Origin of the sequence: Arcobacter lacus (assembly GCF_003063295.1) — a bacterium.
Lineage (GTDB): Bacteria > Campylobacterota > Campylobacteria > Campylobacterales > Arcobacteraceae > Aliarcobacter > Aliarcobacter lacus.
Genome location: NZ_MUXF01000001.1, coordinates 209,144 through 221,951, shown reverse-complemented (window position 1 = coordinate 221,951; position 12,808 = coordinate 209,144). Strand labels below are relative to the sequence as shown.

At 28.7% G+C, this 12,808-nt stretch carries 11 protein-coding genes; all 11 read right to left on the bottom strand.

All coding sequences use genetic code 11. The features are described from left to right. Positions 1 to 109 precede the first annotated feature (109 nt). Positions 110 to 1,324, bottom strand: a complete 1,215-nt coding sequence (locus B0175_RS01210; protein ID WP_108526916.1) for an acetate/propionate family kinase — start codon at positions 1,322 to 1,324, stop codon at positions 110 to 112. A 26-nt stretch (positions 1,325 to 1,350) separates the two neighbouring features. Continuing rightward, positions 1,351 to 2,346, bottom strand: a complete 996-nt coding sequence (gene pta / locus B0175_RS01205; protein ID WP_108526915.1) for a phosphate acetyltransferase — start codon at positions 2,344 to 2,346, stop codon at positions 1,351 to 1,353. Positions 2,347 to 2,587: 241 nt separating this feature from the next. Continuing rightward, positions 2,588 to 3,778, bottom strand: coding sequence for an acetate kinase (locus B0175_RS01200; protein ID WP_108526914.1), 1,191 nt, complete (start codon positions 3,776 to 3,778; stop codon positions 2,588 to 2,590). Positions 3,779 to 3,880: 102 nt separating this feature from the next. Then, complete coding sequence (locus B0175_RS01195; protein WP_108526913.1) at positions 3,881 to 4,819, bottom strand: cation diffusion facilitator family transporter; 939 nt, start codon at positions 4,817 to 4,819, stop codon at positions 3,881 to 3,883. Between the two features lie 59 nt (positions 4,820 to 4,878). Further along, positions 4,879 to 6,069, bottom strand: coding sequence for an acetate/propionate family kinase (locus B0175_RS01190; RefSeq protein WP_108526912.1), 1,191 nt, complete (start codon positions 6,067 to 6,069; stop codon positions 4,879 to 4,881). 17 nt (positions 6,070 to 6,086) lie between these two features. Then, entirely contained in the window at positions 6,087 to 6,698 is a 612-nt protein-coding gene (locus B0175_RS01185) for a 3'-5' exonuclease (RefSeq protein WP_108526911.1), read from the bottom strand. Continuing rightward, complete coding sequence (locus B0175_RS01180) at positions 6,691 to 8,532, bottom strand: putative nucleotidyltransferase substrate binding domain-containing protein (RefSeq protein WP_108526910.1); 1,842 nt, start codon at positions 8,530 to 8,532, stop codon at positions 6,691 to 6,693. The genes B0175_RS01185 and B0175_RS01180 overlap by 8 nt, the downstream gene beginning before the upstream one ends. A gap of 49 nt (positions 8,533 to 8,581) precedes the next feature. Beyond that, positions 8,582 to 10,249 carry a cation acetate symporter gene (locus B0175_RS01175; protein WP_108526909.1) on the bottom strand — a complete coding sequence of 556 codons (1,668 nt, stop codon included), beginning with the start codon at positions 10,247 to 10,249 and terminating at the stop codon, positions 8,582 to 8,584. Then, positions 10,249 to 10,563, bottom strand: coding sequence for a DUF485 domain-containing protein (locus B0175_RS01170; RefSeq protein WP_108526908.1), 315 nt, complete (start codon positions 10,561 to 10,563; stop codon positions 10,249 to 10,251). The genes B0175_RS01175 and B0175_RS01170 overlap by 1 nt, the downstream gene beginning before the upstream one ends. Positions 10,564 to 10,790: 227 nt before the next feature. Beyond that, positions 10,791 to 12,428, bottom strand: coding sequence for a cation acetate symporter (locus tag B0175_RS01165; RefSeq protein WP_108526907.1), 1,638 nt, complete (start codon positions 12,426 to 12,428; stop codon positions 10,791 to 10,793). Then, positions 12,428 to 12,745 carry a DUF485 domain-containing protein gene (locus B0175_RS01160; RefSeq protein WP_228156046.1) on the bottom strand — a complete coding sequence of 106 codons (318 nt, stop codon included), beginning with the start codon at positions 12,743 to 12,745 and terminating at the stop codon, positions 12,428 to 12,430. The genes B0175_RS01165 and B0175_RS01160 overlap by 1 nt, the downstream gene beginning before the upstream one ends. Positions 12,746 to 12,808: the final 63 nt, after the last annotated feature.

The window sequence follows — 12,808 nt, the reverse complement described above, 5'->3', positions numbered from 1 at the left end:
AAGTAAAAGTTTTTAAAATGATAATCTCTATTTCTTTGTAAGGATTGATTTGTAGTAATTTGAAGTAAAAAAAAGAAGTTTAAAAGGTGAAGAAAATTCACCTTTTAATTTATTGGCAAGTATTAGCTTGTCCTGAAACGATTTTATAAGTATCATTTGCAATAACATATTCTTCATTTGTAGGAATAACAAAGATTCTTGAAGCAGAGCCATTTGTAGCAATATCTCTTGCAACATTTGATCTTTTATTATTTTTAACTGGGTCGATTACAAGTCCCATAGAGTCAAGTCCTGCACAAACTTTTTCTCTAATTAGTGCTGCATTTTCACCAATTCCACCTGTAAAGCAAAGAGCATCGATACCATCAAGTGCTGCAACATAAGAACCTACATATTTTTTGATGTTATAAGCAACCATATCAACTGCTAATCTACATCTTTCATCACCATCTTGCATACCTTGTAAAACTTCTCTTAAATCAGAAGATTTTCCAGAAATTCCTAAAATACCAGATTTTTTATTCATGATATCTATAGCTTGGTCAATAGTAAGATTTTCTTGGCTCATCATATATTGTAATGCTCCTGCTCCTACATCTCCACTTCTTGTTCCCATCATTAGACCTTGAATAGGAGTAAGTCCCATAGAAGTGTCAATACATCTTCCATTTAAAACAGCACTAACAGAAGAACCATTACCTAAGTGACAAACAATAATTCTAGTATTATATTTTTTATCTAACATTCCTCTAGCTTCATTTGAAACAAAAAAGTGACTTGTTCCATGGAAACCATATTTTCTAATACCATGTTTAGTGTACATTTCATATGGTAAAGCATACATATAAGCATAATCAGGCATAGTTTGGTGGAATGCTGTATCAAATACACCAACATTTGGTTTCCCTGGCATTAATTGTTGGCAAATTTCAATACCTAAGATATTTGCAGGATTATGTAAAGGTGCTAATGGTGATAATTTTTTCATAGTATCAATTACTTCTGGAGTAATCATTACTGAACCTGAAAATTCTTCTCCACCATGAACTGTTCTATGTCCGATTGCATCAATATCATTTATTGAATTAATAACTTTTCCTTCACCAGCAGTTAAAGTTGTTAAAACAGCTTCGATAGCTTCTTTGTGAGTTGGCATTGGAACATTTAAAGTTAATTTTTGTCCATTTTCACCATATTCATGTTTTAAAACACCATCAATCCCGATTCTTTCACATAATCCTGTTGCAAGAACTTTTTTAATAACTGGATTCATTAATTGGTATTTTAATGATGAACTCCCCGCATTTAAAACGAATACTAACATTTTTCTCTCCTTAGTTTAGTAAATAGTTATTTAATTTGTGTAGCAGTAATTGCAACTAAATTTGCAATATCTTCAACCGAACAACCTCTTGAAAGATCGTTTACAGGTTTATTTAATCCTTGTACAATTGGTCCATGAGCTTCTGCTCCTGCAAATCTTTGAACAAGTTTATATCCAATATTTCCAGATTGTAAATCAGGGAATACTAAAATATTTGCTTTTCCTGCAACTTTTGAACCAGGAGCTTTTTTTGCACCAATAGATTCAACAATAGCAGCATCAGCTTGAAGCTCTCCATCAAATGAGAAATTAACATTTCTTTCATTTAAAATATCACAAGCAAATTGTACTTTATCTACTAGTGGGTGTGCAGCACTTCCTTTTGTAGAAAAAGATAACATAGCAACTCTTGGATCTAATCCAACAACACTAGCAGCAGTAGCAGCAGTAGCACAAGCAATATCAGCTAATTGTTCTGCATTTGGTTCTGGAATAACAGCACAATCTGCAAATAAAATTAATCCATTATCTCCAAATTTACCATCAGCTGTTTCCATAATGAATGTAGATGAAACAGTATTTATTCCAGGTGCCGTTTTGATAACTTGAATAGCAGCTTTTAATACATCAGCTGTTGGAGAATTTGAACCCGCAACTAAACCATCAGCATCACCAAGTCTTACCATCATACAACCAAAAAATCTTGGTTCATTTAACATAATTTCAGTTGCTTCATCTCTTGAAAGGTTTTTATTTTTTCTTAATTCAACTAACTCATCAATATATTTATTGATATTATCAAATTTTTTTGGATCAACTATTGTTGCTCCATCAATATTTGCACCATGTTTAGCAGCATCTGCTTTTATAGTATCAGCATTTCCAATTAAAACAACGTTTGCAGTTTTATCTTTTAAAACTTGCTCAGTAGCTTTTAAAACTCTTTCATCTTCCGGTTCAGGAAGAACGATAGTTCTTAATTTTAATTTTGCTTTTTCTTTAATAGTTTCAATTAAACCCATTTATAAGTTATCCTTTCCAATTTAAACTTTCGAAGAGGATTATAATTGAAAAACATAGCATTTGTATAGCAAAAAATTATGGTAAATTAGAAAAAAATATATGATTTATGAAGATGGATTTTTTTTAAAGTAGCAAAATAAAGCTTTTGTATTTTAAAAATGTAAGTAAAAATGGTATTATGTACAAAAATTATACATAATACTCAATTTTTTAAATTTTTATTATTTGTAACACTTTGAACTATTTTTTTACAAGTCTATAAGTATCTTGAGCGATTACTAACTCTTCATTTGTAGGAATTACAAAAATTTTAGTTTTTGATGATTTTGTATTTATTTCTCTAATACCTTTTTCTCTAACTTTATTTTTTTCAATATCTAGTTCGATACCCATGAATTCTAAACCTTCACAAACTTTTTCTCTTATTAAGTCAGAGTTTTCACCAATTCCAGCAGTGAAACAAATAGCGTCAACACCATGCATTATTCCAGCATAAGAACAAAGATATTTTTTGATTCTATCACATAACATAATAATAGCTATTTTTGATCTATTATCTCCATCGTTTGCAGCTTTTATAACTTCTCTTAAATCTGAACTAATACCAGAAACTCCTAAAATTCCTGATTTTTTATTTAAATAATCAATAATTTGGTGAGTGTTTAAAGATTTTTTCTCCATTAAGTATGGAATAACACTAGCATCGATATCTCCACATCTTGTACCCATTACTAAACCTTCAAGTGGAGTTAATCCCATAGAAGTATTAACAGATTTTCCATCTCTTACTGCACAAACAGAAGAACCATTTCCTAAGTGACAAACGATAATTTTTGAATCTTTTTTATTTAAAAGTTTTACAGCTTCGTTTGAAACGTAGTAATGACTTGTTCCATGGAATCCATATTTTCTTAAATGATGTTCTGTATAATCACCATAAGGTACAGCATATAAGAAGTTTTCAATTGGCATTGTTTGGTGAAATGCTGTATCAAATGTTGTAACATTTGGAACTTTTGGAAGTAATTGCATACAAATTTTAATTCCTAAAAGGTGAGCTGGATTATGTAAAGGAGCTAAAGGAATTAGTTCTTCAATTTTGCTAAGAACGTCATCATCAACAATTATTGAACCTTTGAAATATTCTCCACCGTGAACAACTCTATGTCCTATTGCTTGAATTTCATCAATAGAGTTTATTACTTTTGTTTCATCATTTGTTAAAATTCTTAAAACTAATTCAATAGCCTCTTTATGAGTTGGGATAGGTGTTTCAAAAGTTAGCTTTTTATTTTCACCAATTTCATGTTTTAAAATACCATCTATACCAATTCTTTCAACTAATCCACTTGCTTTTAATTCATGTGTTTTTGCATTTATTAATTGATATTTTAGTGAAGATGAACCTGCATTTAATACAAATACTAACATATATTTTCCTTATATTTTTGATTTAAACTTAAATAAGATTTAAGAAATAAATTTAATTATTTAAAATAATATCTTATTAAAACTTAAAATTTTTATATAATACTACTCAGCCCATTCAAAATCAGTTGTAAATACAATAGTCAACCAAAGGTCAGGATCTTCGTTCCCTAGCTCTTTTTCGATTTCATCTCTTAATAAATCCCACTCTTCAAGTTTTTTAGCTGGCCAACTTTTTGGGACTATAAAATATAGTTCTATTTGTCTTCCTCTTCCAACTCTAGCAACATAGGCTCTAAAAGAATCAAAACTATATTTTTTTACAATATTTTCTGCTATTTTATCAACTTGTTCTTTTAATTCTAGTGGAGTTACAAGTAAAATGTCAGAAAGTGCTTTTTTTACTGTTTTTAATGGCATTGGTATTATGAATATACAAACAACAATTAAAATAAAAGGGTCAATATACGGAGTTATCCACTGTAAATTAGTATCTTTTATAATATATCCAAAACTAAAAGCAAAAAGAAATCCTAAAGACATAGAAGCTGAAATTAACCAACTTATTGAATCAAGAGTTAAAAACTCAGATTTGATTGATTTATTTGCTTTTTTTATGAAAATTCCTAAACTAAGTTCAACTACAATAGATATTAAAGTAATAACTATTGCATATCCAAATAGTATTTCTCTACCTCCATGTAAGAAGCTATCAAGTGCATTTATGAAAGCATAAGTTGCAGCTCCAATAAGTAATATACCATTTACTCCTAAAACAATAGGTTCAAGGTGCCAAAAGCCCATAGTAAAATGTTTTTCCAGTTTATTATGAATAAAATCTTTAGAAGTAGATGAAGTAATTAATCTTGCTACAATTAAAGCAAGAGTTGTCATTACTGCATCTATCATTGCATAAATACTATCAAAAATTATTGTTGAAGATCTTGCAAGTAAACCAAATATTATTCCAATACCTGCAAGTAATATTGTGCTAAATATAGAGATACGAAGTAGGTTTTGTTCATTTTTTAAATATAAATTCATAAAAGTACTCTTAAATATTATAGATTACAACTACTTCATATTATAACACATAAAAAAAATTATTTTACAAGATTAAAAGTATCTTGTGCGATTACTAACTCTTCATTTGTAGGGATAACAAAAATTTTTGTTTTTGAATTATTTTTACTAATTTCTCTAGTTTGGTGATTTTTTAATTGATTTTTTTCTTTATCAATTTCTATTCCCATAAACTCTAAGTTATGACAGACTTTTTCTCTTACTATGTCAGAATTTTCTCCAATTCCAGCAGTAAAACAAATAGCATCAACTCCTCCAAGTAATCCAGCATAAGAACATACATATTTTTTTACTCTATTACACATCATATCTATTGTAACTTGTGCTCTTTGATCTCCATCATTTGCTGCACTTATAATTTCTCTTAAATCTGAACTAATACCAGAAACTCCTAAAATTCCTGATTTTTTATTTAAATAATCGATGATTTGATGAGTATTCATACCTTTTTTATCCATTAAATATGGAATAATTCCTGGATCTATATCACCACTTCTTGTTCCCATCATTAAACCTCCAAGTGGAGTTAATCCCATAGAAGTATTAATTGATTTTCCATCTCTTACAGCACAAACAGAAGAACCATTTCCTAAATGACAAACTATGATTTTTGAATCTTTTTTATTTCCTAAAAGCTTTATAGCTTGTTGAGAAACAAAAAAGTGGCTTGTTCCATGAAATCCATATTTTCTTAAATGATGTTCAGTATAATCTTCATGAGGTACGGGAAATAAGAAGTGAACTTCTGGCATTGTTTGATGAAATGCAGTATCAAATACAGCTACATTTGGAACTTTTGGAAGTAACTGCATACAAATCTTCATTCCTAAGATGTTAGCAGGATTATGTAATGGAGCTAAAGGAATTAGCTCTTCAATTTTTTTTATAACTTTTTCTGTAACAAGAGTTGATTTTTTAAAATATTCTCCACCATGGGCAACTCTATGTCCTATTGCTTGAATTTCATCAATAGAATTAATTATTTTTGTATCATCGTGTGTTAAAGTTTCTAAAATAAGTTCAATTGCTTCTTTATGTGTTGGTATACAGGCTTCAATTGTTAATTTTCTATTTTCACTAACTATTTGTTTTAAAATACCATCAATTCCAATTCTTTCAACTATACCACTTGCTTTTAATTCACCATTTTTTGCATTTATTAATTGATATTTTAATGAGGATGAACCTGCATTTAATACAAATACTAACATTATTATTTTTCCTTAATTCATTTCACTGTATTTTTTAGTTTTAAAAAAATCATAGCAGTCATTAATGCATCATTATACGCATCATGTTTCCCTAGACTTGGAATTTGTAACTCTTCCATAATTGAGTTAAATCTTAAATCTATATGCCCTTGAGGAATTATCTCTATTTTATAATCGTGATAAATTTCGGATACTTCAAGAGTTTTATTTGGAAGAGTTATTCCAAGTTTTGGTTTAAGATATTTGTTTATCATAGAGATATCAAACTCTAAAAAATATCCAACTAAAGTTCTATTACCTATAAATTCCAAAAATTCTTCAATAACTAAATCTATATCATTTGCATTATTTAAATCACATTCTCTTATATGATGAACTTTTATAGCTTCTGCTTGAAGTTTAGTTTTTGGTTTTACATATCTAATAAATTTTTTACTAGAAATAATCATATTATCTTTTATAATTACTGCACCTATGGAGATAATATCATCCTTTTTGGGATTAAGCCCAGTTGTTTCGCAGTCAAAACAAACATATTCGTCCTTTTTTCGTGAATCTTCAAAGAGATATAAATATTTTTTATCTCTTAGATTTTTTTTATTAAAATAATTTTTTATATTTCTAAACATAGTTTAACTTGAAATGAAATTCTAAATTTTTCTTTAATTTATTTATAATTTTAAAAGAATCTTTTAATAACTCTTTTTCCATTTTATTTAAACTATTTGGATTTATATAATTATCGATAGTTAAATTTTTGTCTAGTTTTGCTAAATTTGATTTTAGCTTCAAATTTAATAAAAAATTAAAAGCCATGATTAATTCTCTTGCCATTTCATTTTCAAGAATACCTAACTCCACAAGTTTATTTATTCTTTTTATTGTGTTAGTATTTAAAACTTTATTTTCTAAACTTAAAGATCTTATTCCTTGAACAAGAATAAATATTCCACCTCTTTTTATATCAATTTCATCTTTGTGTTTTTCATCTTTATTATTAAAAACAAAACCATCAAAAAATCCTAAAGGAACATCAAAACTTGATATTACTTTTGCAAAATGTGCGTAAAAAGTCTGAGAATTAGAAGATACTTTAAATAGATATTCTTTTAGCTCTTTTATCATTTTTATGTCTCCAGATACACAAAGAGCATCATAAAAAATTGCAATATTCATAAAGTTATCACCACTTGGTTCATTTACCCAAGTAAAAATTAAATCTTTAAAATCAGATATTTTTCTACACCAATAAGGATTTGAAATCATAATATTTCCTTCACATCTAGGAAAACCAAAATCAACCAAAGTTTCTGTGAAGTTTTGTGTGAAGTTTTTTAACTCTTCATCGCTTATTGTGCAATCATCTGAAATTATTAAAGCGTTATCTTGGTCAGTTCTTAAGATTTGTTCACCTCTTCCTTCACTACCCATTACAACTAAACAAGATTTTTCAACTAACTCTTTTGGTGCTAATATTCTGTACAATTTATCTAAAAGTTTTTTATTTAATTGATTTATTAATCTTGAAATAAAATCGATTTTTACACCTTTAGCATTCAGAGATTTAATAATTTTTATAAAAGATAAAGATGCTTCTTTTAACTCTTCGATTGTTTCAGCTTTTACTATTTGATTTGATACAGAAAAAATATTTGTAGCAAAGAATGAAGATAAAGAGATTTGATCAAGTATTCCGATAATTTCATTTTTCTCATTTTTTACTACAACTCTTTTTAATCCATGTTTTGCCATCATAAGTTGAGCATTAAATAAAAAATCATTTTCATCTATATAAATAAGACCTTTTGTAGCTATTTTTACTACTTTATCATCAAAGTCCATTCTATTTAAAATAACTTTTTGTCTAAAATCAGAATCTGTAACTATGTACATTTCGTCATTTTCATCTTTTAATAAAATAGTTGGGATTTTCTCTTTTTTTATTATTGATGCAGCTTCAAAAATTGTCTTTTCAGTATCGATAATAACAGCTTTATGTATTCTTGCATCTTTAACTTTTGCAATCATGATATTTGCCATTTCTCTGTTTTTTTCATGCAAGATATTGTTGTTTAATTTTTCAGAAATTGATTGAAAAAAGTATTTTTCTAATGTAATATTTTCGTGAAGTATCTTTAAAAAAATTTCTCTTGGTAAAATGTAGCAAATAGTTTCTTCTGCTGTTACAAAACTATTTTTGGAGAAGTTTTCAATCAGTGAAATAGAATCAAAGATTTCATTTTTTGAATAAACACTTAAGACTTCATCATCTTGTTTTTCTTGTATTAAACCTTTTAAAATAAAGTATAAAAATTTAGGAGAACTTTCTTGAGCTTGAATAACTTCATTTTCTTTAAAATAGACAATATCAAGATTTTCAGCAAAATCATCAAGTTCGTTAGCAGTTAAATTCTCAAATGGATGAATTGAAGAGATAAAAGTTTTTTGTTCTAAGATACTCATAAATGTCCTTTTTAAAAAAAATCAAAGGATAAAGATCCTTTGATAAATATTAATGTGAAACAGCTCCTGCTGCACCAATACCTGTGTTAGCTCTTATATTTTGTCCTCTAAATAAAGCTCTTTCTTTTAAAGCTCTTTCAGAGTTATCAATTTTAGAAAAAAACCAAATAGAAACAAATGCTACTGTTACAGAAAATAGTGCAGGGTGAGCATAAGGGAATATTGCTTTTTCATTTCCTAAAATTTGAACCCAAACATTTGGTCCTAAAATTACAAGTACAACAGCAGTAATTAATCCCATAAATCCACCAATAAATGCGCCTCTTGTAGTTAATTGGCTCCAATAAATTGATAAAAATAAAATAGGAAAATTAGCACTTGCTGCAATACCAAAAGCAAGACCAACCATATATGCAATATTTTGTGATTCAAATGCAATACCTAAAGTAACACCAACAATTCCGACAATAATAACTGTGATTTTAGATATTTTCACAACTTGTTCATCACTTGCATTAGGATTTATAACATTTGCATAAATATCATGTGAAATAGCACTTGCTCCTGCAAGTGTTAATCCTGAAACAACTGCTAAAATAGTAGCAAATGCAACCGCAGAGATAAATCCTAAGAAAGCATTTCCACCTAACATATGAGATAAGTGAACAGAAGCCATATTACTTCCACCAAATAATTTTCCACCATCAAGATATGCTTTTGCACCATCAAAATATTGAGCACCTTCTGCTGTATTTAAAAAAGCAATCGCTCCAAATCCAACAATAGTAATAATAATCCAAAAATATGCCACAAATCCAGTTGCATAAACAACAGATTTTCTAGCTTCTTTTGCATTTCCAACTGTAAAAAATCTCATTAAAACGTGAGGAAGACCAGCAGTTCCAAGCATTAAAGCCATCCCTAAAGAAATTGCTGAAATTGGGTCTGATAAAAATCCACCTGGTTTTAAAATAGCTTCACCATTCTTATGATGTTCAACAGCTTGAACAGCTAAAGACTCAAAAGAGAAGTCAAAATGATATAAAATCATAACAGCCATAAATGAAACACCAGATAACAGTAAAATAGCTTTGATAATTTGTACCCAAGTAGTTGCAAGCATTCCACCAAATGTTACATAAATAATCATCAGCGCCCCAACCATAAATACAGCATATTCATATTCCATTCCAAATAAAATTTGGATAAGTTTACCTGCTCCTACCATTTGTGCAATTAAGTATAAAACAACAACAGAAAGTGAACCAAATGCCGCTAAAGTTCTTATCTCTTTTTGTCCTAATCTATAAGCAGCAATATCTGCAAAAGTAAATTTACCTAAATTTCTTAATTTTTCAGCCATAAAAAATAAAATTACAGGCCAACCAACTAAAAATGAAACAGCATAAATAACACCATCATATCCACTCATATAAATAAGTCCAGATACTCCTAAAAATGCAGCGGCAGACATATAATCACCTGCGATTGCTAAACCATTTTGGAAACCACTTATTCCTCCACCAGCTGTATAAAAATCTGAAGCAGATTTAGTTTTTCTTGCTGCCCAATAAGTAATTCCTAAAGTTCCAGCAATAAATACAAAAAACATAATAATTGCAGGAATATTTAAATCTCTTTTCCCCTCAAAAGTTGCATCACCAGCTGCAAAAACTGATATAACAAATATAGATAGTAGTGCTAAAACTTTTAACATTATAATAAATCCTTTACATCTTTTTTAATTTGATTTGTTAAATCTTCAAATTCTGTATTTGCTTTTTTTACATAAATTAGAGTTGTTAAAAAACTTATTATTAATATTGCAAAAGCAATAGGAATAGCTATAGTTGTTACACCATCTCCAATTTTTGTAGCAAATAACTCTTTGTCAAATGCAACGATTGATATATAACCATAAAACATTATTAACACAAAAAAACCAAGTTTGAGTGCTAGATTATTTCTTTTTGAAACTAACTCAATATATTTCGGGTTAGATTCAATCCTTTCGATTAATTTTTCATTCATTTTTTCTCCTTAGTTTTTATTTAAATTTAAATAAAAAGATAATTTGATTATACAAACTAAATTTAAATTTGTATTTATTAAAACAAAAAAATAGAATTAAAAAAATATAAAAATGGTAGAAATGTAACAAAGAAATAATATTTTAATTATTATATTTAATTATAATTATTAAGTTAATTTTAAAGAAATAAAAATACTAAAGAGAGTTCTCTCTTTAGTACTTAAGATTAGTGTGAAACAGCTCCATCAGCACCAATTCCAGTTTCTGCTCTAATTTGTTGAGCTTCGAATCCAGATTTATCTTCTTCTGCTCTAGCTGAGCTATCAGTGATAGAGAAGAACCAAATACCAACAAATGCTGCAACTATAGAGAATAATGCAGGTTGAGTATAAGGGAAAATAGCACTTTCAAATCCAAAGATATCAACCCATACAGTTTTACTTAAAACAACTAGAATAACTGCAGTTAATAGACCGATAAATCCACCAATGAATGCACCTCTTGTTGTAAGTTTAGACCAATAAATTGATAAGAACAATATAGGGAAGTTAGCTGATGCTGCAATAGCAAATGCTAAACCAACCATGAATGCAATATTTTGGTTTTCAAATGCAAATCCTAAAAGAATAGCAACTATACCAATTACAATAACTGTTCTTTTTGAAACTTTCATTTCTTCTTCATCTGTTGCTTGACCTTTTCTAATAACGATTGCATATAAATCATGTGCAATAGAGTTAGAAGCAGCTAATGTAAGTCCTGCCACAACCGCTAAAATTGTAGCAAATGAAACAGCTGCAATAAATCCTAAGAAGATTGAACCACCAACAGCTTCAGATAAGTGAACAGCAGCCATATTATTTCCACCGATTAATTTACCAGTAGATTCAAAGAATATAGCACCCTCTGGACTATTTAAGAAAACGATAGCACCTAAACCAACAACACCAATAATTAAGTAGAAATAACCAATAAATCCAGTTGCATAAACAACAGATTTTCTAGCTTCTTTTGCATTTCCAACTGTAAAGAATCTCATTAAAATGTGTGGTAATCCTGCAGTTCCTAACATTAATGCTAACCCTAAAGAAATAGCTGAGATTGGATCTTTAACGAAAGGTCCTGGTTTTAAAATATCTGCACCTTTAGTATGAACATTAACAGCTTCTGTTGCTAAATTTGTAAACGAGAAACCATAATGAGAAAGAACCATTATTGCAATAAATGTAACTCCAGATAGAAGTAATACAGCTTTAATAATTTGTACCCAAGTAGTAGCAAGCATTCCACCAAATGTTACATAAACAATCATTAATGCTCCAACTAAAATAACAGCCCAACCATATGGAATATGGAATAAAACTTCAATTAGTTTTCCAGCTCCAACCATTTGTGCAATTAAATAGAAAGTTACAACTGTTAAAGAACCAAATGCAGCTAAAATTCTGATTTTTTGCTCATCTAGTCTATATGCAGCAATATCTGTAAAGTTGAATTTACCTAAATTTCTTAATTTTTCAGCCATTAAGAATAGGATAATTGGCCAACCAACTAAGAATCCAATAGCATAAATCATACCATCAAATCCGTGTAAGAAAATCATTCCTGAAATACCTAAGAATGAAGCAGCTGACATATAATCTCCAGCAATTGCTAGACCATTTTGGAATCCACTTATTCCTCCACCTGCTGTATAAAAATCTGAAGCAGATTTAGTTTTACTAGCAGCCCATTTTGTAATACCCATAGTACCTGCGATAAATACGAAGAACATAATAACAGCAGCTACATTTACACTACTTTCACCATCAGCCGCAAATAGTGCTAATGAAGATAAACCTAATAAAGTAAGTATTTTTAACATTATAAAATATCCTTTACATCATTTTTGATATCATTAGTTAAGCTTTCAAACTCACCATTTGCTTTAACAACATAAATAAGTGTTGAAATAAATGCAATTATAATGATTACAGTTGCAATCGGGAAAGCAACAGTCATAACACTATCAGCTGAAACTTTTGTTGCAAAAAACTCTTTGTCAAATGCAATAGTTAAAACGAAACCATAGTAAATTACTAACATGAAAACTGCTAGTTTAACAGCAAAAGAACTTCTTTTTGAAACAAGTTCATGGTATTTAGGATTAGCTTTAATCCTTTCTACTAATTTGTTATCCATTTTTTCTCCTAAAATAAGATTCATTGAAATAGTAAAATATTTTAGTTGCAAAAGCATAGCATT

Excerpts from the sequence above, each read along its gene's own strand:
- B0175_RS01185 (WP_108526911.1), bottom strand. The coding sequence starts at position 6,698 with ATGTTTAGAAATATAAAAAATTATTTTAATAAAAAAAATCTAAGAGAT.
- B0175_RS01190 (WP_108526912.1), bottom strand. The coding sequence starts at position 6,069 with ATGTTAGTATTTGTATTAAATGCAGGTTCATCCTCATTAAAATATCAA.
- B0175_RS01210 (WP_108526916.1), bottom strand. The coding sequence starts at position 1,324 with ATGTTAGTATTCGTTTTAAATGCGGGGAGTTCATCATTAAAATACCAA.
- pta (WP_108526915.1), bottom strand. The coding sequence starts at position 2,346 with ATGGGTTTAATTGAAACTATTAAAGAAAAAGCAAAATTAAAATTAAGA.
- B0175_RS01175 (WP_108526909.1), bottom strand. The coding sequence starts at position 10,249 with ATGTTAAAAGTTTTAGCACTACTATCTATATTTGTTATATCAGTTTTT.
- B0175_RS01160 (WP_228156046.1), bottom strand. The coding sequence starts at position 12,745 with ATGGATAACAAATTAGTAGAAAGGATTAAAGCTAATCCTAAATACCAT.
- B0175_RS01180 (WP_108526910.1), bottom strand. The coding sequence starts at position 8,532 with ATGAGTATCTTAGAACAAAAAACTTTTATCTCTTCAATTCATCCATTT.
- B0175_RS01200 (WP_108526914.1), bottom strand. The coding sequence starts at position 3,778 with ATGTTAGTATTTGTATTAAATGCAGGTTCATCTTCACTAAAATATCAA.
- B0175_RS01170 (WP_108526908.1), bottom strand. The coding sequence starts at position 10,563 with ATGAATGAAAAATTAATCGAAAGGATTGAATCTAACCCGAAATATATT.
- B0175_RS01195 (WP_108526913.1), bottom strand. The coding sequence starts at position 4,819 with ATGAATTTATATTTAAAAAATGAACAAAACCTACTTCGTATCTCTATA.
- B0175_RS01165 (WP_108526907.1), bottom strand. The coding sequence starts at position 12,428 with ATGTTAAAAATACTTACTTTATTAGGTTTATCTTCATTAGCACTATTT.